The sequence below is a fragment of the Roseovarius sp. MBR-78 genome (genome assembly GCF_040547535.1).
Lineage (GTDB): Bacteria > Pseudomonadota > Alphaproteobacteria > Rhodobacterales > Rhodobacteraceae > Roseovarius.
In genome coordinates this window covers 157,711-177,495 of sequence record NZ_JBEPPX010000007.1, presented here as the reverse complement: position 1 = coordinate 177,495, position 19,785 = coordinate 157,711, and the positions used below count along the sequence as shown (strand labels likewise).

The following is a 19,785-nucleotide window of genomic DNA, read 5'->3' as shown; positions in this document are numbered from 1 at the left end:
TGCGCTCAAAGGCCGATCAAATCGGTCGGAAAGAGGACGAGAGGCAGCGGTGCAAGGCCCCACCCCCCGTTTGGAGATCCGCAACATCATGCGCCGCTATGACGGGCGGCCGGTGGTGGATGATGTATCGCTCTCGGTCATGCCGGGGCAGGTGATGTGCCTGCTCGGGCCGTCGGGCTGCGGCAAATCCACCACGCTGCGGATGATCGCGGGCGTCGAGATGCAGGACGCGGGCGAAATCCATGTCGATGGCAAGCTGGTCTGCGACACGGTGTTTCGCGTGCCCCCCGAGCGGCGGCGGATCGGCCTCATGTTTCAGGATTTCGCGCTGTTTCCACATCTGAGCGTGGCCGACAACGTGGGTTTCGGCCTCGATGGGCCGCGCCGAGCCAAGCGGGCGCGGGTGGCCGAGCTTCTGGAGCGGGTGCACTTGCTGCATCATATCGACGCCTATCCGCACGAATTGTCAGGCGGCGAGCAGCAGCGCGTGGCGCTGGCGCGTGCGCTCGCCCCGCGCCCGCGCATCATGCTCATGGACGAGCCGTTTTCCGGCCTCGACAACCGGTTGCGCGACGGCATCCGCGACGAGACGCTGGATATCCTGCGCGAGGAGGATACCGCCGTTCTGCTGGTCACGCACGAGCCCGAAGAGGCGATGCGCATGGCCGATCAGATCGCGCTCATGCGCGACGGGCGCATCGTGCAGCAGGGCGCGCCCTACAACGTCTACAACGCGCCGGTGGATCGCAGCGCGATGGCGTTTTTCTCCGAGATCAACGTGATCCGGGGCCGGGTGCACAATGCGCTGACCGAAACGCCCTTTGGCCAGTTCCTCGTGCCCGGCGCGCCGGACGGGCTCGAGGTGGAGATTGTCATCCGCCCGCAGCACATCAAGATAGATTTCGACCGCAGCGGGCGCGGCCCCAACCCCACGTCGCTTGACGGCACGCCCGCGCGCGGCGTGGTCACGCGGGCGCGGTTCATGGGGTCCGAAAGCCTGGTGGAATTTCGCATGGATCACGACGGCTCTTTGATAAAGGCAAGCGTGCCCAACGTGTTCCTGCCCAAGCCGGGCAAGCCGCTCTGGCTCATGATCCGGCGCGACCGGTGTTTCGTTTTCCCGCTGCGGGGGTAGGGCGGGGCCAGCCCGTCACGCCAGCGCCCTGCGCCGCGCCGGTTCGAAACGCGCATATGCACCGCGCAGGCCGATGGTGGTTGACGCTACGTCATGACCTGCGCTCGTTTACCTGCGCGTCACATGCCGATGCGAAAACCATTTGACTGTGTGCGAGAAAAAGGCCCAAGCTGGCCCCAATCCACGAACAAAAACGCGCAAAAGGGAGTGCGAAACGATGAGCAATACGAAAGCCCGGATTTTGTCGACCGTGATCGGCATGGCCGTGGCGGGCCTGGCCCAGACGGCAAGCGCCGATACGTTGCGGCTGTTGACATGGGGCGGCTATGCGCCCGAGGACGTGATCGCCATGTTCGAGGCCGAGACCGGCCACACCGTCGAGGTGACGCTGTCGAACAACGAGGAAATGATCGCCAAGCTGCGCGCCACGGCTGGCGGCGGGTTCGATCTCGCGCAGCCCAGCCAGGACCGGATCGCCGGCCCGCAGGAAGAATTCCGCATCTACAAGCCGATCGACATGTCACAGATCGACCAGCCGCAATTCATCCCCTCGATGCTCAAGGCGACGATGGCCAACACCACCGTCGGCGGCGAGGTTTACGGCGTGCCGCATGTCTGGGGCACCTCGGGGCTGGTGGTGGACACCTCCAAGGCGGGGGCGGTCAAGGATTACACCGACCTTTGCACGCCCGATGTGGCGGGCCAGGTGTCGTATCGGCTGAAACGCCCGACGCTGATCGGCTTTGCCTTCGCGATGGGGATGGACCCGTTCGCCGCCTATGGCGACGAGGCCGCCTATACCGAAATCATGGAGAAGGTCGAGGCCAAGCTCATAGAGTGCAAGCCCAACGTCAAGACCTATTGGGGCGGCGGTGACGAGTTGATGAACCTGGTGCGCTCGGGCGAGGTCGTGGCCTCTATGGCCTGGGATACCGGCGGCTGGAAGCTCAACGCCGACAATCCCGACGTGACCTTTGTCGCGCCTGCCTCGGGGGCGCTGGGCTGGATCGACACGTTCGTTCTGCCCGCCAAGGGGCAGGCCGACGAGGCCGCCTATGCCTGGATCAACTTTGTCATGCAGCCCGAGATCGCGGCCAAGATCACCGCAGCGGCGGGCAATTTCACCGCGTCGAAAGGCGCAGATGCCTTTGCCGATGATGCGCTCAAGGCCCGCTATCAGGCGTCCTTCCCGCCCGAAGCGGTGGACAACATCAAGTGGTATCCGCCGGTGCCTGCCGGGCTCGAGGTGATCGAGGGCGGCGTGCTTGACCGGGTCAAGGCCGCCAACTGAGCCGGATATATCCCATTCGGCGGCATCCCGTGCGCGGGGTGCCGCCCTGTTGCCTTTTGGAATACCCCTATGATCCCCGATCTTGAATGCAGCGCGCTGACCAGGCGGTTCGGCGATATGCGCGCCGTCGATGACGTGTCCTTTGCCGTGCCCGCCGGGTCGTTCTTTTCGATCCTCGGGCCGTCGGGCTGCGGCAAGACCACGATCATGCGGATGATCGCGGGCTTCCTCGCGCCGACATCCGGCGATATCCGCATCAAGGGCAAATCGGTCATCGACGTGCCGCCCAACAAGCGGGCGGTGAACATGGTGTTTCAGCACCTCGCGCTGTTCCCGATGATGAATATCGAGCAAAATATCGGCTATGGGTTGCGGCGCAAGGGCATGGGCCGCGCCGAGATCACCCGCAAGGTGGACGAGGTGCTTGACCGGATTGGCCTGCCCGGCATCAACACCCGCAAGGTGGACGAGTTGTCGGGCGGGCAGAAACAGCGCGTGGCCATCGCGCGCTGCATGGTGCTGGAGCCCGATGTGCTGTTGCTCGACGAGCCGCTGGGCGCGCTCGATCTCAAGCTGCGCGAGCGGATGAAGGTCGAACTGAAATCGCTTCAGGCGGCGTTTGACACCACCTTTGTCTATATCACCCATGACCAGTCCGAGGCGCTGGTGATGTCGGACCAGATCGCGGTGATGAACGCGGGCGTGTTCGAGCAGGTGGGCACCGCGCAAGAGCTTTACTTCCGCCCCGAAACCGCGTTCGTCGCCGGGTTCGTCGGCGATACCAACCGCTGGCAGGGCCGGGTGGAGCGGGTCGAGGGCGATGCGCTGGAACTGCGCAGCGAAAACGGCATCCTGATGCGCGGCGCGCGGCATGGGCGCGCGCTGCAAGCTGGCGACCGGGCCGAGATCTACGTGCGCCCCGAGGCGATCCGCGTGGCCCATGATGGCGAAGGGGTCGCAGCGTTCGACAACCGGATGCAGGGCAGGGTGACGGCGCTTCTGTTCAACGGCGCGGCGAGCCGGGTTCTGGTGCGGCCCGACACGGGCGGCGAGGAAATCGAGGTGGCCCTGCCGCAATCGGGCGAGTTCGCCACCCTGAGCCGCGGCGATGCGCTGCATATCGGATGGTCGGGCGCGCAGGGCAATTGCTTTGCCGCAGGTCACGGGGCTGGCCACGGCTCTGGCCCCGCGGAGGCGGCGGGCTGAGATGCGGGCCGGCACCAAACTGGGCTTCATCCTGCTGCTGACGCCGCTCTTGCTGTGGCTGTCGCTGCTCATCATCATCCCCCATATCGACATGTTCCTGGTGTCGATCCGCGAGCGCGTGGGCGTGCGGGAATACCAGACCAGCGCCGCCAATTACCTCACCTTCTTTCAGGAGCCGCTCTATCTGCGGACCTTCCTGCGCACCGCCGTGATGTCGGTTCTGGCGACGGTCATCACGCTGCTCATTGCCTTTCCGGTGTCCTATTACATCGCCAAGATCGCCAAGGGGCGGGTGCAGGCGGTGCTCTTCGTGCTGTGCCTCATCCCGTTCTACGTCTCGGAACTGGTGCGCACCTTCGGCTGGATGATCCTGTTGCGCGAGACGGGGCTGGTCTCGAACCTGCTGCAATGGGCGGGGCTGGCGGATCGGCCGGTGGAGATGCTCTATAACGATGCCGCGATCATGATCGGGCTGGTCTATACCTCGATGCTGTTCATGGTGGTGCCGCTTGTCACCACGCTGGAGAGCCTTGACGATGCGGTGATCGAGGCGGGCTATGATCTGGGCGGCAACGGGCTTTCGGTGATGCGCGAGATCGTCATTCCCCATGCGGCACCGGGGATCGTGTCCGGCTCCATCGTGGTGTTCATGCTCAGCCTCGGCAATTACCTCACGCCGACCATGCTGGGCGGCAAGGACAGCCTGTGGTTCACCGAGTTGATCTATTCGCAGTTCATCGTGCGCTTCAACTGGGAGTTGGGGGCGGCGTTCGGCTTCTTGCTGCTGGCGTTGTCGTCGCTCATTGTCTGGGGGATGCTGCGGCTGACCGGGCGCACCCTGAAGGAGACGATGGGATGAGGGGGCGCGCGACATGATCCCCACCATCCCCCGATCCCGTGCGATCCGGCTGGCCTACGGGGCCTATGTCGGGCTGTTCTTCGTCTATCTCGCGCTGCCGCTGACGGTTGTCGCGGTCTTTGCCTTCAATGACAGCCAGTTCCCCTCGCTGCCCTGGGAGGGCTTTACCTGGGACTGGTTCTTTGGCGAGGCGCAGCCCCGGCTCGGGGTGTTCCACGAGCGCCCGATCCTGCGCGCCGTCGGCACCTCTGCCTTTGTCGCGCTTTGCGTCTCGGTGCTGGCGGTGGCGGTGGGGCTGTCGAATGCGTTCCTGTTCAACCGCTACGAGTTTCGCGGCAAGGGCCTGCTTTACATGCTGATGCTGCTGCCGCTGGTGATTCCGGGGATCGTGCTGGGCATTTCGATCCTGGTGTTTTCCTCCACCGTCGCCAACGGGGTCTGGGAGGTGGCGAAATACGATATTCAGGCGCTGCGGCCCGGCCTCACGCTGGTGATCCTCGGGCAGTTCTCGTTCATCGCCACGATCGCGACGCTGGTGATCTCGGCGCGGTTGCAGAAATTCGACCGCTCGCTGGAAGAGGCGGCGATGAATCTCGGGGCCGGGCGGTTGACGGCGGTGCGCACCGTAACCGTGCCGTTCCTGGTGCCGGCGATGGTGGGCGCGCTGGTGGTGGCGTTCCTGATGAGTTTCGAGAATTTCAACACCACGCTGATGCTGGTGGGCTCCGATGCGCCGCTGACCATCGCGATGTTCGATCGGCTCAAGGAGGGCTCGACGCCGCTTCTGAACGCGGTCTCGCTGTTGCTGATGCTGGGCTCGTCGCTGCTGGCGCTGCTTGTGATCGCGTTCCAGCGCCGCGCCTGAGCGGTTACAGGACGAAGGCGTAAACCACCACCCAGACCGACAGCGCCACACCACAAAGCAGCGTATAGGCCCCGTTCCACACCCAGCCGACGCGCAGCGCGCTGATGCCGCCGAAAGACCCGATCAGCAGCGTCGTCGCCGTGAACGGCGAGCTGGCCCCGCTCAGCGCCCAGCCCGCCGTCAGCGCCACCACCACGGCGGTGGGTGTGACGCCAAGGCTCTCGGCACCGGGGATGAGCGGCGCGAGCAGCGTCACCGCAAGGATCGGGTTCATCCCGGCCTGCCCCGCCAGCGGGATGAGCCAGACAAAGCTTACCAGGATCACCCAAGGCGGCAGCACCGTCAGATCAAGCCCCGCGCGCAGCATCAGCGGCCCCAGAAGGGCCGCGCCGACGGTGCCGATATACCCCGCCATCATCAACAGCGTCAGCTCGCCGCGATAGCCCGGCAACTCGCGCAGCACATAGGTGCCGATCCGCGCCGCGACCGCGCGCAGGGGCGCCTGCGCCCAATGCTGGATCACCATCCACACCAGCGCGATCACCGGCACGATGACCACCACCAGCCCGACGATCCGCACATCGGTGATCGCCGAGAGGCTGATCACGCTGATCACCAGCACCCCGAGCAGCGCCAAGAGCGGCAGCATCAGCGCCCAGGAGCCTTCCGGCTCATGCCGTTTGGGTGTCACGCTCAGCCGTGGCTTGAACGCCGTATCCAGCCCCCAACCGATCCCCGCGAGCAGCGCCGAGGAGACCAGCCCCGGCACCATCGCCTGTGCCCAGGCCGTGCCTGGCACCACGCTGACCGAGATCGCCATCGCAAACGACAGGGGCGACCACGGCAGCGTTGACACGAACGCCCGCTGAATGGCCAGAAGCATCCGCCGGATGCGGTGGCCGCGCACCTCTTTATCGGGCTCGGCCCCGGCATTGGCCATCGCGAGCGCCCCCAGAAGCTGGATCGCGCCATAATTGAGCAAGAGCGCAAAACCCTGACCGCCCAGCGTCAGCGCCGCGTAGCGCCGACCCGGTCGCTGGCCCGAGAGGAACCGGCCCGCCGCCTGCACCGCGGGCGAGGTCTGCGCGACGTTGCGCAGCGTCGATAGCGCCGAGAAGAAGGCCGCGATGAACGCCGCCGAGCGCAACCCGTCCAGCGCCACCGCCTGCCAGTCCGCCCCGCCGAGCGCGAGCGCCACCGTGAGGCCAAGGGCCACCGCGACAAAGGCCTTGCGCGAGGCCCGGACCTGCGCCGCCAGAATCGCCACCAGAAGCAGCACCAGAACCGGCTTGGCCGGGGCCATCCACGCGGCAATGTGCCATTCGTGAAAGATCACGAGACAGGTGATCGCGACCAGCAGGAGACCGGTGACGAGATCGACACGACTGCGGTGTTCGGTATCCACTCCGGCGGCCTCTTGCGGTGATACGCTCTTGTGCCTGCTGGCGCGCCCGGCGGCAAGGGGGCGGGGGGATGGCATGGCCCCGGCAAGGGGCGCGCGCGGCCATGCCGGGCATTTACCGGGGCCGCATTCCCTGTTTATCTGGCGCGATGACACGAACGGTGGATATGCCCCTCTGGCTGCTGGTGGTTCTGGTGGGTTTTGCCGCCGTCACTTTCGCGTCGCATTTCCTGTTTCCCTCGGTGCGCTGGTTCTTTCGCCGCCGGATGGAGCGGGCGGTGGCGCGGCTCAACACCCGGCTGGAGCGGCCCATCGAGCCGTTCAAGCTGGCGCGGCGTCACGACATGATCCAGCGGCTGATCTATGACCCCGAGGTGAGCCGCGCCATCGTCGCCCATGCCCGCGCCGAGGGCATCCCCGAGAACGTCGCTTTCGAGCAGGCGAAACGCTATGCGCGCGAGATCGTGCCGGGTTTTTCCGCCACCGCCTATTTCGGCATCGCCATCCGCCTCGCGAAATGGCTCAGCCGGTCGCTTTACCGTGTGCGGCTGGGGCATCTCGACGACACGCTGACCGGGATCGACCGCGACGCCACGGTGGTGTTCGTGATGAATCACCGCTCCAACATGGATTACGTGCTGGTGACATGGCTGGCGGCGGAGCGGTCGGCGCTCAGCTATGCCGTGGGCGAATGGGCGCGTGTCTGGCCGCTGTCGCATCTCATCAAGGCGATGGGGGCCTATTTCATCCGCCGCAAATCGCGCGGAGCGCTCTATCGCCGGGTGCTGGCGCGTTACGTGGGCATGGCCACCGATGGCGGCGTCACGCAGGCGATGTTCCCCGAGGGGGGGCTGAGCCTGACAGGGGCCTTGCAGCCGCCGAAACTTGGCCTGCTCAAATACCTCGTCGAGGAGCGCGAACCGGAGGGGCGTGACGTGGTCTTCGTTCCCGTCGCGCTCAATTATGACCGGGTTTTCGAGGATCGCCTGCTGGTGGCGGCGGGGCAGGCGGGCGGGCGGCGCTTTCCGGCGCGGATTTCGGTGATCGCGCGATTCGTCCTGCGGCAGGTCTGGCTGCGGCTGCGCGGGCGCTATCACCGGCATGGCTATGCGGCGGTGAGTTTCGGCGCGCCGCTGTCGCTGCGCGCCTATCAGAAGGGTCATCCGGCGGGCGGCGTCGAGGGGCTGGCAGAGGCGCTGATGGCCCGGATCGGGGCCGAGGTGCCGGTGCTGCCGGTGCCGCTGGTGGCGCGCGCGCTCGTGCTGTCGGGCGGGCCGCTCAGCCGCGAGGCGCTCGATGCCTGCGTTGCGCGGATGCTCGCGGATGCGCCGCGCGCCTATCTGCACCTGCCGCGCGACGATCTGGCCTATGCCGTGCGCTTTGCCATCACCGTGTTGCGCAAGCGCGGCATGATCGTGGAGCGGCACGGGGCCTTTGCCGTCAACGAGGCAGAGCGCCCGCTGATGCAGTATTACGCCGCCTCCATCGCTCATCTTTTCGCGGATGCAGCGGGGATTGAGTGATTTTTCTGCATTTGCTCGGTCATAAAATTACAAAAAACAACCTGTAGCTATTGCAATATTACCTATCCGTCAGTATCCCAAGGTCAGACCGCCGCGATTCTGCATCGCGGCATAGCGAACAGGAGACGGAGCATGGCCTTGGACACCAATACGGGCATCGCGCCTTATGACGCGCCTGAAAAGGATCTCTATGAAATCGGTGAAATGCCGCCCCTCGGCCATGTGCCCAAGCAGATGTATGCCTGGGCCATTCGCCGCGAGCGGCATGGCGAGCCGGAAACCTCGTTCCAGCAGGAGGTGGTCGATACATGGGAGATCGACAGCCACGAGGTGCTGGTTCTGGTGATGGCGGCGGGGGTGAATTACAACGGCGTCTGGGCCGGTCTCGGCCAGCCGATCAGCCCGTTTGACGGCCACGGTGCGCCCTATCACATCGCGGGCTCGGATGCGTCTGGCATCGTCTGGAAGGTGGGCGACAAGGTCAAACGCTGGAAGGTCGGTGACGAGGTGGTCATCCATTGCAACCAGGATGATGGCGACGACGAGGAATGCAACGGCGGCGATCCGATGTTCTCGCCCACGCAGCGGATCTGGGGCTACGAGACGCCGGACGGGTCGTTTGCGCAGTTCACCCGCGTGCAGGCGCAGCAACTCATGCCGCGCCCGCGCCACCTGACCTGGGAGGAGAGCGCGTGCTACACGCTGACGCTGGCCACCGCCTACCGGATGCTGTTCGGCCACGCGCCGCATGACCTGAAACCGGGTCAGAACGTGCTCGTGTGGGGGGCGTCGGGTGGCCTTGGCTCTTATGCCATTCAGCTTGCCAATACAGCCGGGGCCAATGCCATCGGCGTCATCTCGGACGAGAGCAAGCGGCAGTTCGTGATGGATCAGGGGGCCAAGGGCGTCATCAACCGCAAGGAGTTCAACTGTTGGGGCCAATTGCCGAAGGTGAACACGCCGGAATATAACGACTGGCTCAAGGAAGCGCGGAAATTCGGCAAGGCTATCTGGGACATCACCGGCAAGGGCGTGAGCGTCGATATGGTGTTCGAGCATCCCGGCGAGGCGACCTTCCCGGTCTCGTCGCTGGTCTGCAAGAAGGGCGGCATGGTGGTGATCTGCGCGGGCACCTCGGGGTTCAACTGCACCTTTGACGTGCGTTACATGTGGATGCATCAAAAGCGCCTTCAGGGCAGCCATTTCGCCCATCTCAAACAGGCGGCGGCGGCCAACAAGCTGATGGTGGAGCGCCGCCTTGATCCCTGCATGTCCGAGGTGTTCCCGTGGAATGACATCCCGCAGGCCCATACCAAGATGATGCGTAACGAGCACAAGCCGGGCAACATGGCGGTGCTGGTGCAGGCCCCGCGCACCGGGCTGCGCACGGTCGAGGACGTGATCGAGGCCGGACGGGGCTGAGCACCCCCGCCGGACACGACAAGGCCCGCGGGGAGTGTCTCACCCGCGGGCCTTTTTCTTGGCGGTAGTCTGGTCTCAGAGCGTAAGGTTGGGGATGATCTGCTTCTTGCGGCTCATGATACCGGGCAGGACCACGGCATCGCCCGACACGCTCGCACCAAAGCTTTTCTCGGCGAGTGCTTTGACCAGATCGTTCGGCACCAGCAGTGTCGCCTCTTCGTTGAGGATGTCCACCACGAACAATAGCACCTGATCGACGCCGTCTTCGGCGGCGACGGTGGTCATGCTGTCCATCAGGCTCGCCTTGCGGTCAAGCACGGTGGCAGGCGCGGTGGTCTCCAGCACGCTCACGCGGAATTTCTTGCCGCCGACCTCGTATTCCTTGGAATCCATCCGCAGCAGTTCGGCGTCGGAAAAGGCCGACACGTCGGATTTCGCGGCGAACATCTCGGCGGCGTACTCGGGGATCGACACCCCGAGATCGGCGGCGAGGGTCTCGGCCACGGCGCGGTCATGCGCGGTGGTGGTGGGCGAGCGGAATTCGAGCGTGTCGCTGAGGATGCAGGTCAGCGCCGCGCCCTTCATCGCCTCGGGCATCTTCGCGGCATCGTCGCCCATCAGATCGACCATGATGGTCGCGGTGCAGGCCAGCGGGCGGATGGTGATGTCGATCGGGCCTTTCGTCTCCAGCCCGCCGACGAGCTTGTGATGGTCGATGATCGCCTGCACATCCGCGCCGTTGATATTGGCGGGCAGCTCGGCGGGGTTGTTGGTATCCACGACGACGCAGACCTGACCGTCCTCGACATCCGCGATGATGCGCGGCTTGGGCAGGTTCCAGCGCTCCAGCAGGAAAGCCGCTTCGGTGTTCGGCTCTCCCAGCAGCACCGCCTCGGCGCTCTGGCCTTTGACCTCGCTCAGATACCAGGCCCAGAGAAGGGGCGAGCCGGTGGAATCGGTGTCGGGGGATTTGTGGCCAAAGACGAGCGTGCTCATGGGTCTGTCCTGTGTGATGGGTGTGTTTCGCGCGCCTTATAGGGGGGATGGCGCGGTTTGTCACGCGGCAATGCTGCGCTGCGGCGGGGGTGTTCTACACCACCGCCTGCACCGCCTCCACCACAAGCGCCGCGCCGCCTGCCACCAGCGTATAGCCCAGCAACACAAGAAGCCCGTCACGCGCGAACATGCCGGTGGCGAAGAGGGCTATGGCCGAGGCGAGGATCGAGGTGAGGAAGGGCACGAACTCGATCAGCGGCATGAAAAACGAGATGGTGGCGCAGATCACGAGCGCGGGCAGGTTGCCCGGCTTGTCGGCGAACCATGTCAGCCGTTCGTTTATCAGCGGATCGACGCGCGCCACCGGTCCGCGCAGCGCGCGCAGCACGCGGCCGAAGCGGTCCGCGTCAAGCGCGCGATCCAGCAGGATGCGCGGCAGCCATATGCGGTCGTGCCCCAGCAGCATCTGCAACGCCACCAGCCCCACCAGCATCGACAGAAGGCTTGGCACGCCGGGGATGGCGGAGGCGGGCGAGACCAGAACGAGGCTTGGCACCAGAAGCATCGGCGTGAAGGCGCGCGGCCCGAGGATGCCCAGCACGTCGCGCACCGATACCGCGCCGTCGCCGGTCTCGGCCTCGATCCGGTCGAGCAGGCGCGTGAGGTTGTCAGGCGCGGGCGCGGTGTGTGCGGTCATGGCGGGGCTTTCACGACGGAATGTGGATACCGGGGGCCAGATAGCCCGCCTTGGCCGGAATATCCAGTGGCGCGGATGCGGCGGATTTTTTGGAGATAGGCAGTTGACAGGCCGCACCGCGCTGCCTAGTTCTGCGTCGTTAGCACTCGAAGGGAGTGAGTGCTAATGATCCCTGCAAAGGGGTCATTCATAGGAAACTTTGAGCCAAGGAGCCTCGAAGATGGCATTTAAACCGCTGCATGACCGCGTGCTTGTCCGCCGCGTGGAGAGCGAAGAGAAAACCGCCGGGGGCCTGATCATCCCCGAAACCGCCAAGGAAAAGCCCCAGCAGGGCCAGGTCGTGTCCGTCGGCGACGGCGCGCGCAAGGACAATGGCGAGCTGATCGAGATGGCCGTCAAGGCCGGTGACACGATCCTGTTCGGCAAATGGTCGGGCACCGAGGTCACGATCGACGGCGAAGAGCTGCTGATCATGAAGGAAAGCGACATTCTGGGCATCATCGACGACGCGAAGGCCGCGAAAGCCGCCTGAACGCCGCGCCCCGTCTGACCCGGAACAACAAGATATCAGGAGTATCCGAACATGGCTGCTAAAGACGTACGTTTTGACACCGATGCCCGCAACCGCATGTTGCGCGGCGTCAACGTCCTGGCCGATGCGGTCAAGGTGACGCTTGGCCCCAAGGGCCGCAACGTTGTGCTGGAAAAGAGCTTCGGCTCGCCGCGCATCACCAAGGACGGCGTGTCTGTCGCCAAGGAAATCGAGCTTGAGGACAAGTTCGAGAACATGGGCGCGCAGATGGTGAAAGAAGTCGCCAACCGCACCAATGACGAGGCCGGCGACGGCACCACCACCGCCACCGTGCTGGCGCAGGCAATCGTGAAAGAGGGCGTCAAGGCCGTCTCCGCGGGCATGAACCCGATGGATCTCAAGCGCGGCATCGACTTTGCCACCAAGAAGGTCGTCGAGCACATCAAGGCCGCCTCGCGCACCGTCGAGAACTCGGACGAGGTGGCGCAGGTCGGCACCATTTCCGCCAATGGCGAGGCCGAGATCGGCCGTTTCATCGCCGACGCGATGCAGAAGGTCGGCAACGAGGGTGTCATCACCGTCGAGGAAAACCGCGGCCTTGCCACCGAGGTGGAAGTGGTCGAGGGGATGCAGTTCGACCGTGGCTATCTCAGCCCCTATTTCGTGACCAATTCCGACAAGATGGTTGCCGAGCTCGATGACTGCCTCATCCTGCTGCACGAGAAGAAACTGTCGAGCCTTCAGCCGATGGTGCCGCTGCTTGAGCAGGTGATCCAGAGCCAGAAGCCGCTTCTGATCATCGCCGAGGATGTCGAGGGCGAAGCGCTTGCCACTCTGGTGGTGAACAAGCTGCGCGGCGGCCTCAAGATCGCAGCTGTCAAGGCACCGGGCTTTGGTGATCGCCGCAAGGCCATGCTGCAGGACATCGCGATCCTGACCGGCGGCCAGGTGATCTCCGAGGATCTCGGCATGAAGCTCGAATCGGTGACGATGGACATGCTTGGCTCGGCCAAGACCGTCAACATCACCAAGGACGAGACCACCATCGTCGATGGTCACGGCAACAAGGCCGAGATCGAGGCGCGCGTGTCCCAGATTCGTCAGCAGATCGAGGATACCACCTCTGACTACGATCGCGAAAAGCTGCAGGAGCGGGTTGCCAAGCTCGCCGGTGGTGTGGCGGTGATCCGCGTCGGCGGCATGACCGAAACCGAGGTGAAGGAACGCAAGGACCGCGTCGATGACGCGCTCAATGCGACCCGCGCCGCGGTGCAGGAAGGGATCGTCGTCGGCGGTGGCGTCAGCCTCGTGCAGGGGGCCAAGTCGCTCGAAGGCCTCACTGGCGAGAACAGCGATCAGAACGCGGGCATTTCCATCGTGCGCCGCGCGCTCGAAGCGCCGCTGCGCCAGATCGCCGAGAATGCCGGTGTCGACGGCTCTGTCGTCGCGGGCAAGATCCGCGAAAGCGAAGATGTGAAATTCGGCTACAACGCGCAGACCGGTGAATATGGCGACATGTTCAAATTCGGCGTGATCGACCCGGCCAAGGTTGTGCGCACCGCACTCGAGGATGCCGCCTCGATCGCCGGCCTGCTCATCACCACTGAGGCGATGGTGGCCGAGAAGCCGCAAAAAGAAGGTGCCGGTGGCGGCGGCGGCATGCCCGACATGGGCGGCATGGGCGGCATGATGTAAATCATCCCTCCCGGCGTTTAATGCCAAGGGAAAGGGTCGCCTTCGGGCGGCCCTTTTTCGTTGGGTCTGCCCGTTGTCATCTGGATATTTATGGCAAGATGAAGAGTATCAGCCTTCTTGCGCCAGAAGCGCCCGCAGCCCGCTGCGGTAATCGGGGTGGATGAGGTGTACGCCCAGCTCTTCCTTGATGCGCCGGTTCGAGACGCGTTTCGATTCGGCATAGAAGGAGCGCGCCATCGGCGACAGGTCGGCCTCGTCAAACGGGACCGCCTCGGGGATGGGCCGTCCGAGCAGGGTGGCGGCGTGGGCGATCACGTCCTCGGGCGGGGCCGGGTCATCATCGCACAGGTTATAGGCCGCACCGGGCCGGGGCCGCGCGATGGAGGCGGCAAGCACCTGCGCGATATCGTCCACATGGATGCGGCTGAACACCTGCCCCGGCTTGACGATGCGCCGCGCCGTGCCCTGGCGCACCTTCTCGAACGGGCCGCGACCGGGGCCATAGATGCCCGCAAGCCGGAAGATATGCAGCGGCAGGCCGGGGATCGCCTGCCAGGCCTGTTCTGCGGCGACGCGGCGCAGCCCGCGTTCGGTGGCGGGGGTGAGGGGGGTGGCCTCGTCCACCCAATCGCCCTGATGGTCGCCGTAAACGCCGGTGGTCGAGAGATAGCCCGCCCAGGCAAGGCGCGGCGCGATCTCGGATATGATCGTGGCATGATGCGCCAGCACCGGATCGCCCCCGGCATCGGGGGCAATGGATGTCAGCAGATGCGTGGCCGTGCGCAGCGCCGGGCCGGGATCATCGCGCCCCCATATGAGCGGGATCACGCCCTCGGCGCGCAGCACCTCGGCTTGTGCCGCATCGCGGGTGGTGCCGTGGATGCGCCAGCCCTGCGGCAGCAGGTGCCGCGCCAGCGCCCGCGCCGAGTAGCCGTGGCCGAAAGAGAAAAGCACCTTGTCCATGCCCTGTCATCGCCCGGCGGGATCGTCTTGGCAAGGGGGGGCGGCTGCGCGTTGCTGCCAGGCCTGCACTGCAAGCCCCGGCAGGATGGCCGCGCAGCGAGCGTAGCGCGGCACCAGGCGGCGGGGCTGCGACAGCATCCGCCACAGCCATTCCAGCGCGAGGCGGCGCACCCAGCGCGGCGCGCGGTGCTGCGCGCCCGAGAGGAAATCGAGCCCCGCGCCGATGCCCGCAAGGCCCAGATGCGGGAGCGCTTCGCGCGCGCGGGCGGCGAATATCTCCTGCCTCGGCGCGCCGAGCGCCAAGAGGCACAGCCCCGCGCCCGAGCGCGCCAGCGCCGCGATCACCTCGGCACCTTGCGCGCCCGAGGGGGCAAACCCCATCGGCGGCGCGATGCAGGCCGCGACGCGCAGTCCCGGCACCTCGGCCACAAGCCGCGAGGCGGCCCCGCGCAGCCCCGTCTCGGTGCCGCCGACAAGCGCCACCGAGACGCCCGCCGCCTGCGCCGCGCACGCCAGCGGCACCACCATGTCGGAGCCGGGCACCAGCCCCACCGGGCGACGCGCGAGGCGCGACAGCCAGACGATGGGGTTGCCATCGGCGACGATCAGATCATGGCGCGCATAGGCCGCGCGAAAGCCCGCATCGTGGCGCAGCTTGACCATGTGATCGAGGTTGACGGTGGCCAGCGCAAAGCCCGCGCCCGCGCCAAGCCGCCGCGCCACCTCGGCCTCGAGCGTCGCGCGGTCGCGCGGCGCGATGCGAATGGTCATGTCCGCGGCCCGAAGCTCCACGTTGCTGCTCCCGTGCTGTGTCTTTGTCGGGGGTATATCTGCGCGCGGTCTGCGATGACCAGAGGGCGAAATCGCGGCGATTGCGGGATTTTGGCGCGAGTGCTTGGCGCAAGGGCTTGGCTTTGCGCGAATATTGTCGGAGTCTTGCCATGTTCCTGTGGTGAGTGGGGCGCGATGACAGGCAGGCAGACAGGATCGGGGCCGCGAGGGGCCGGGCGCGTGGCGCTCATCGGGGGCGGCTTTGTGGCCGATCTCTACATGCGCTCGCTTGCCCGCCATCCCGACATCACGGTGCTCGCGGTGCATGACCACGATCCCGCGCGGCTCGGCACCTTTGCCGCGCATTGGGGGCTGCGCGGCGTCGCGCGGCTTGATGATCTGCTGGCGCAACTGGCCCCCGGCGACGTGGTGGTGAACCTCACCAACCCGCGCGCGCATTACGCGATCAACCGCGCCTGTCTTGAGGCCGGTCATCACGTCTATTCCGAGAAGCCGCTGGCGATGGAACTGGCGCAGGCGCGCGCGCTGCATGATCTGGCGGCGGCGCGGGGGCTGATGCTGGTCTCTGCCCCCTGCTCGGTGCTGGGCGAGGCGGCGCAGCTGCTGCTCGGCGCGGTGCGGCGCGGCGTGGCGGGGGTGCCGCGCCTTGTCTATGCCGAGCTTGACGACGGGTTCATCCCCGCCGCGCCATATGGGAAATGGCAGAGCGAAAGCGGCGCGCCCTGGCCGCACGCGGATGAATTCGCCGTGGGCTGCACGCTGGAACATGCGGGCTATTATCTGGCGTGGCTCATCGCCATGTTCGGGCGGGTGGAGCGGGTGGTTGCCGCCTCCGCCGAGGTGCTGCCCGACAAGCCCGGCGCGACCGGCACGCCGGATTTCTCGGTGGCGGCGCTGTTTTTCGAGAGCGGCCCGGTGGCACGGCTCACCTGTTCCATCGCCGCGCCGCACGATCACCGGCTCCGGGTCATTGGCGACAAGGGCGTGTTGCAGGTGCGCGAGGCGTGGAACAATGCCGCCCCGGTGCGGTTTCACCGGCGATTTGTGCTGCGGCGGCGGCTGATCGAGGATCCGTTCGGGCGGCGCTTGCGCGCGCGCGCGCCCTCGCATCCCAAGGTTGGCCGCTGGGGCGCGGCGGCGATGAATTTCGCGCTTGGCCCTGCCGAGATGCTGGCGGCGCTCGCGCAGGGGCGGGCCTGTCGGCTGACGAATGATATGGCGCTGCATCTGACGGAGGTAACATTGGCTATTCAGAACGCAGGCCGCGACAGCGGCGCGCAGGTGATCGAAAGCACATGCGACCCGATGGAGGCCGCCGCATGGGCCTGAGCGTGATGATAACCGGGGCGGGCGGCTTTCTGGGCCGCGCGGTGGTGGCCGAGGCGCAGGCGCGCGGCCATGATGTGCGCGCGCTCACGCGGGCCGATCTTGATCTGGCGTCGGGGGAGGTGCCCACGCTCGACGGTGTCGATTGCGTGATCCATCTTGCGGGGTCGCTGTCGGGCGATTGGGCGGTGCAGGCGCGCGACACGCTCGCCGCCACGCGCCGCCTGATCGCGGCGATGCAGGCCCGCGCGCTGCCGCCGCGCCTTGTGCTGGCAAGCTCGATCGCGGTCTATACTGCGGGTGCCAAAGGCATCGTGACCGAGGCCACCCCGCTTGAGGCAGACCCTGCGCGCCGCGACGCCTATGCCCGCGCCAAGATCGCGCAGGAGGATATGCTTCGCGACAGCGGTTTGCGCCACACGATCCTGCGCCCCGGTGCGATAATTGGCCCCGGTCGGGTGAGTACGGCGCATCTGGGGCCGGTGATCGGCGGCACGCTGCTGCGGATGGCGCGCGGGGGCGAGGTGCCGGTGGTCTCGCTTGGCGATTGCGCGCGGGCCTTCGTGCTGGCCGCCGAGATGCCGGGGGAGGGGCGGGCACTCAACATCCTTGGGGCGGACCGGCCAAGCCGGGCGCGGTTCATTGCCGCGCTGCGCGCGGGCGGCTGGCCACGGCATGTGCTGCCCGTGAACTGGCGGCTGGTGGTGCCGCTGGCGTGGCTGCTGTCGCCCTTGGGCGCGCGGGTGCCGGGGCTGTTGCGCCCCGCCGTGCTGCGCGCGCGGATGGCCCCCGTGGCCTATGACATCGCGGCAGCGGAGGCGGCGCTGGGCTGGGTGCCGCAAGACGATTTCGACGCAGCGTTGGCCCGTGCAATGAGGCCCGACAGATGAGCCCGCGCATCGCCTATCTGACCGGCGAATACCCCCGCGCCACCGATACTTTCATCCAGCGCGAGGTGGCGGGGCTGCGCGCGCTTGGCCTCACGGTCGAGACCTGTTCGGTGCGGCGCACGGGGGTTGAGCATCATACCGGCCCCGAGCAACGCGCGGAGGCGGCGGGCACGTTTCATGTGCTGGAGGCCGCGCTGTCGTGGCGGCTGTTTGCCGCGCATCTGGCGGCGTGGCGCAGGCCGGGGGCGTGGCTGCGGGCCTTGCGTCTGGCATGGCGGACACGTCCGGGGGGCATCAAGGCGACGCTTTACCAATTCATCTACCTCGCCGAGGCCGCCGTTCTGGCGCATCACCTGCGCGCGCGCGGCCTCACTCATCTGCACAACCATATCGCCAAGTCGAGCGGCACGGTGGCGATGCTTTGTGCCGAGATGACGGGCATCCCCTACAGTTTCACCCTGCACGGGCCGGATATCTTCTACGAGCCGCATTACTGGCGGCTGGATGAAAAGATCGCGCGGGCGCGGTTCGTGGCCTGTATCAGCCATTTCGCCCGCTCGCAGGCGATGGCGTTCTCAGACCCTGCGCATTGGGGCAAGCTGCATATCGTGCATTGCGGGGTGGACCCGGCGCGCTATGACAGGCCGCGCGACGGGGCGGGCGCGCATCTGCTCTTTGTCGGGCGGCTGGCGGCGGTGAAGGGCGTGCCGGTGCTGCTCGAGGCGATGGAGAGCCTGATCGCCGATCACCCCGGCCTGCGGCTGACGCTGGTGGGTGACGGGCCGGAGCGGGCGGCGCTGGAGGCGCGGGCCGAGGGCTTGCGCGGCCATGTCGATTTCGTCGGCTACAAGTCGCAGGACGAGGTGGCGGCGCTCTTGCGAGAGGCCACCGCGCTGGTGCTGCCAAGCTTTGCCGAGGGGTTACCCGTGGTGCTGATGGAGGCGCTCGCCGCCCGCGTGCCGGTGGTGGCGACGCGCATCGCTGGCGTGGCGGAACTGGTCGAGGACGGGGTGAGCGGGCGGCTGGTGGCACCGGGGGATGCGGGAGGTTTGCGCGCTGCGCTGGCGGAGATTCTGGGCGACGGCACGTTGCGCGCGGGCATGGGCGCGGCAGGGCGCGCGCGGGTGGTGGCAGAGTTCGACAGCGCGCGCGAGGCGGCGTGGCTGGCGCAGTTATTCGAGGGCTATTCAGGCGGCACCCCGCCCGCGACGCTGCGCCCGGAGGGCGGCGCATGAACGTGGCGGTGGTGATCATCGGGCGCAACGAGGGCGCGCGGCTTCTGGCCTGTCTCGACTCGCTCAAGGGCCAGGGGCTGCGGTTGGTCTATGTCGATAGCGGATCGAGCGATGGCAGCGTGGCGGCGGCGCGCGCCGTGGGGGCCGAGGTGGTGGAACTGGACCGCGCGACACCCTTCACGGCGGCGCGGGCGCGCAATGCGGGGTTTGAGGCGCTGGGTGCGGACCTGCCCGAGGCGGTGCATTTCGTCGACGGCGATTGCATCGTCGAGCCGGGCTGGATCGAGGCGGCGGTGGCCGCGCTCGCAGGCGATAGCAGCCTTGGCCTTGTCACTGGCTGGCGGTCGGAGATTTATCCCGAGGCGTCGGTCTATAATGCGCTCTGCGATCACGAATGGCACCGCCCGGCGGGCGAGATCGTGGCCTGTGGCGGTGACATGCTGCTGCGGGTCGCGGCCTATCGCGCGGTGGGCGGCTTTGACGGGCAGATCATCGCCTCGGAGGATGAAGAATTCTGCCAGCGGCTGCGCAAGGCGCGCTGGCGGCTCATGCGTCTGCCGCTGCCGATGACGCGCCACGATGCCGCGATGACACGCTTTGACCAATGGTGGCGGCGCGCGGTGCGCTCGGGGCATGGATTCGCGCAGGTGGGCGAGATGCATCCCGGCTATTTCGCACGCGAGCGGGCGCGGGTCTGGGCCTATGGTCTGGCGCTGCCGGTGCTGGCGCTTGGCGGGCTCTTCTGGTGGCCGCTCCTGGTGGCTGTGCTGGCGGCCTATGCGATGTCCTATGCCAAGACGGCGCAGGGGTTGCGGGCTGGTGGCATGGGCACGCGCGCGGCGCTGCATCAGGCGATGTTCCTCAGCTTGTCGAAATTTCCCAACCTGATCGGCATGTTGACCTACAAGCTCCGAAAATGGCAGGGCGTGGCAATGCAGATTATCGAATACAAGTGA

At 66.6% G+C, this 19,785-nt stretch carries 18 protein-coding genes; 13 read left to right on the top strand and 5 right to left on the bottom strand.

Translation table 11 applies throughout. The annotated features are described in order from the left end of the window. The first annotated feature begins 88 nt into the window (after positions 1–88). The 5 genes from ABIE58_RS08000 to ABIE58_RS07980 all read left to right on the top strand — a co-directional run bounded on the left by ABIE58_RS08000 (position 89) and on the right by ABIE58_RS07980 (position 5,356). Entirely contained in the window at positions 89–1,135 is a 1,047-nt protein-coding gene (locus ABIE58_RS08000; RefSeq protein ID WP_354544181.1) for an ABC transporter ATP-binding protein, read from the top strand. Between the two features lie 259 nt (positions 1,136–1,394). Then, positions 1,395–2,426: an extracellular solute-binding protein gene (locus ABIE58_RS07995; RefSeq protein WP_354544195.1), complete on the top strand. Its 1,032-nt coding sequence runs from the start codon at positions 1,395–1,397 to the stop codon at positions 2,424–2,426. A 69-nt stretch (positions 2,427–2,495) separates the two neighbouring features. Further along, positions 2,496–3,632, top strand: coding sequence for an ABC transporter ATP-binding protein (locus tag ABIE58_RS07990; protein WP_354544180.1), 1,137 nt, complete (start codon positions 2,496–2,498; stop codon positions 3,630–3,632). 1 nt (position 3,633) lies between these two features. Beyond that, complete coding sequence (locus ABIE58_RS07985; protein ID WP_354544179.1) at positions 3,634–4,491, top strand: ABC transporter permease; 858 nt, start codon at positions 3,634–3,636, stop codon at positions 4,489–4,491. A gap of 13 nt (positions 4,492–4,504) precedes the next feature. Next, positions 4,505–5,356: an ABC transporter permease gene (locus tag ABIE58_RS07980; RefSeq protein WP_354544178.1), complete on the top strand. Its 852-nt coding sequence runs from the start codon at positions 4,505–4,507 to the stop codon at positions 5,354–5,356. A gap of 4 nt (positions 5,357–5,360) precedes the next feature. Here ABIE58_RS07980 and ABIE58_RS07975 read toward each other — a convergent pair whose 3' ends face one another. Next, on the bottom strand, positions 5,361–6,836 hold the full coding sequence (locus ABIE58_RS07975; RefSeq protein ID WP_354544177.1) for a hypothetical protein: 1,476 nt from the start codon (positions 6,834–6,836) through the stop codon (positions 5,361–5,363). 71 nt (positions 6,837–6,907) lie between these two features. Here ABIE58_RS07975 and ABIE58_RS07970 point away from each other — a divergent pair, with 71 nt between their 5' ends. Further along, positions 6,908–8,281 carry a 1-acyl-sn-glycerol-3-phosphate acyltransferase gene (locus tag ABIE58_RS07970; protein WP_354544194.1) on the top strand — a complete coding sequence of 458 codons (1,374 nt, stop codon included), beginning with the start codon at positions 6,908–6,910 and terminating at the stop codon, positions 8,279–8,281. A gap of 132 nt (positions 8,282–8,413) precedes the next feature. Next, a complete protein-coding gene (gene ccrA / locus ABIE58_RS07965) occupies positions 8,414–9,703 on the top strand; it encodes a crotonyl-CoA carboxylase/reductase (protein WP_354544176.1) in 1,290 nt (429 codons plus the stop codon). Positions 9,704–9,778: 75 nt separating this feature from the next. Here the strand turns inward: ccrA and ABIE58_RS07960 are convergent, their stop codons facing one another. Beyond that, positions 9,779–10,699: a manganese-dependent inorganic pyrophosphatase gene (locus ABIE58_RS07960; RefSeq protein WP_354544175.1), complete on the bottom strand. Its 921-nt coding sequence runs from the start codon at positions 10,697–10,699 to the stop codon at positions 9,779–9,781. A 94-nt stretch (positions 10,700–10,793) separates the two neighbouring features. Beyond that, complete coding sequence (locus tag ABIE58_RS07955; protein ID WP_354544174.1) at positions 10,794–11,396, bottom strand: exopolysaccharide biosynthesis protein; 603 nt, start codon at positions 11,394–11,396, stop codon at positions 10,794–10,796. A 220-nt stretch (positions 11,397–11,616) separates the two neighbouring features. Between ABIE58_RS07955 and groES the strand changes: the two genes are divergently transcribed. Together groES and groL are read left to right on the top strand one after the other, a co-directional pair. Then, positions 11,617–11,928, top strand: a complete 312-nt coding sequence (groES, locus tag ABIE58_RS07950) for a co-chaperone GroES (RefSeq protein WP_354544173.1) — start codon at positions 11,617–11,619, stop codon at positions 11,926–11,928. Positions 11,929–11,979: 51 nt separating this feature from the next. After that, positions 11,980–13,623: a chaperonin GroEL gene (gene groL, locus ABIE58_RS07945; protein ID WP_354544172.1), complete on the top strand. Its 1,644-nt coding sequence runs from the start codon at positions 11,980–11,982 to the stop codon at positions 13,621–13,623. Positions 13,624–13,731: 108 nt separating this feature from the next. Here the strand turns inward: groL and ABIE58_RS07940 are convergent, their stop codons facing one another. Together ABIE58_RS07940 and ABIE58_RS07935 are read right to left on the bottom strand one after the other, a co-directional pair. Then, on the bottom strand, positions 13,732–14,586 hold the full coding sequence (locus tag ABIE58_RS07940; protein ID WP_354544171.1) for an SDR family oxidoreductase: 855 nt from the start codon (positions 14,584–14,586) through the stop codon (positions 13,732–13,734). A gap of 6 nt (positions 14,587–14,592) precedes the next feature. Further along, a complete protein-coding gene (locus tag ABIE58_RS07935) occupies positions 14,593–15,378 on the bottom strand; it encodes a WecB/TagA/CpsF family glycosyltransferase (protein ID WP_502950075.1) in 786 nt (261 codons plus the stop codon). Between the two features lie 174 nt (positions 15,379–15,552). Here ABIE58_RS07935 and ABIE58_RS07930 point away from each other — a divergent pair, with 174 nt between their 5' ends. Genes ABIE58_RS07930 through ABIE58_RS07915 form a run of 4 tightly spaced genes read left to right on the top strand, consistent with a single transcriptional unit; the run spans position 15,553 to position 19,785 of the window. After that, the gene (locus ABIE58_RS07930) at positions 15,553–16,707 is read left to right on the top strand and encodes a Gfo/Idh/MocA family protein (protein ID WP_354544170.1); all 1,155 of its coding nucleotides are present in this window, start codon (positions 15,553–15,555) and stop codon (positions 16,705–16,707) included. Next, entirely contained in the window at positions 16,698–17,594 is an 897-nt protein-coding gene (locus ABIE58_RS07925) for an NAD-dependent epimerase/dehydratase family protein (protein ID WP_354544169.1), read from the top strand. The genes ABIE58_RS07930 and ABIE58_RS07925 overlap by 10 nt, the downstream gene beginning before the upstream one ends. Then, positions 17,591–18,829, top strand: coding sequence for a glycosyltransferase (locus tag ABIE58_RS07920; RefSeq protein WP_354544168.1), 1,239 nt, complete (start codon positions 17,591–17,593; stop codon positions 18,827–18,829). Before ABIE58_RS07925 ends, ABIE58_RS07920 begins: the two co-directional genes overlap by 4 nt. After that, complete coding sequence (locus tag ABIE58_RS07915) at positions 18,826–19,785, top strand: glycosyltransferase family 2 protein (protein WP_354544167.1); 960 nt, start codon at positions 18,826–18,828, stop codon at positions 19,783–19,785. Before ABIE58_RS07920 ends, ABIE58_RS07915 begins: the two co-directional genes overlap by 4 nt.

What these genes read in the sequence shown, in the direction of transcription:
- ABIE58_RS07990 (WP_354544180.1), top strand. Translation starts at nt 2,496, where the DNA reads ATGATCCCCGATCTTGAATGCAGCGCGCTGACCAGGCGGTTCGGCGAT.
- ABIE58_RS07985 (WP_354544179.1), top strand. Translation starts at nt 3,634, where the DNA reads ATGCGGGCCGGCACCAAACTGGGCTTCATCCTGCTGCTGACGCCGCTC.
- groES (WP_354544173.1), top strand. Translation starts at nt 11,617, where the DNA reads ATGGCATTTAAACCGCTGCATGACCGCGTGCTTGTCCGCCGCGTGGAG.
- ABIE58_RS07930 (WP_354544170.1), top strand. Translation starts at nt 15,553, where the DNA reads ATGACAGGCAGGCAGACAGGATCGGGGCCGCGAGGGGCCGGGCGCGTG.
- ABIE58_RS07995 (WP_354544195.1), top strand. Translation starts at nt 1,395, where the DNA reads ATGGCCGTGGCGGGCCTGGCCCAGACGGCAAGCGCCGATACGTTGCGG.
- ABIE58_RS07955 (WP_354544174.1), bottom strand. Translation starts at nt 11,396, where the DNA reads ATGACCGCACACACCGCGCCCGCGCCTGACAACCTCACGCGCCTGCTC.
- ABIE58_RS07915 (WP_354544167.1), top strand. Translation starts at nt 18,826, where the DNA reads ATGAACGTGGCGGTGGTGATCATCGGGCGCAACGAGGGCGCGCGGCTT.
- ABIE58_RS08000 (WP_354544181.1), top strand. Translation starts at nt 89, where the DNA reads ATGCGCCGCTATGACGGGCGGCCGGTGGTGGATGATGTATCGCTCTCG.
- ccrA (WP_354544176.1), top strand. Translation starts at nt 8,414, where the DNA reads ATGGCCTTGGACACCAATACGGGCATCGCGCCTTATGACGCGCCTGAA.
- ABIE58_RS07975 (WP_354544177.1), bottom strand. Translation starts at nt 6,836, where the DNA reads ATGCCATCCCCCCGCCCCCTTGCCGCCGGGCGCGCCAGCAGGCACAAG.
- ABIE58_RS07980 (WP_354544178.1), top strand. Translation starts at nt 4,505, where the DNA reads ATGATCCCCACCATCCCCCGATCCCGTGCGATCCGGCTGGCCTACGGG.
- ABIE58_RS07920 (WP_354544168.1), top strand. Translation starts at nt 17,591, where the DNA reads ATGAGCCCGCGCATCGCCTATCTGACCGGCGAATACCCCCGCGCCACC.
- ABIE58_RS07970 (WP_354544194.1), top strand. Translation starts at nt 6,908, where the DNA reads ATGACACGAACGGTGGATATGCCCCTCTGGCTGCTGGTGGTTCTGGTG.
- ABIE58_RS07960 (WP_354544175.1), bottom strand. Translation starts at nt 10,699, where the DNA reads ATGAGCACGCTCGTCTTTGGCCACAAATCCCCCGACACCGATTCCACC.
- ABIE58_RS07925 (WP_354544169.1), top strand. Translation starts at nt 16,698, where the DNA reads ATGGGCCTGAGCGTGATGATAACCGGGGCGGGCGGCTTTCTGGGCCGC.
- ABIE58_RS07940 (WP_354544171.1), bottom strand. Translation starts at nt 14,586, where the DNA reads ATGGACAAGGTGCTTTTCTCTTTCGGCCACGGCTACTCGGCGCGGGCG.
- groL (WP_354544172.1), top strand. Translation starts at nt 11,980, where the DNA reads ATGGCTGCTAAAGACGTACGTTTTGACACCGATGCCCGCAACCGCATG.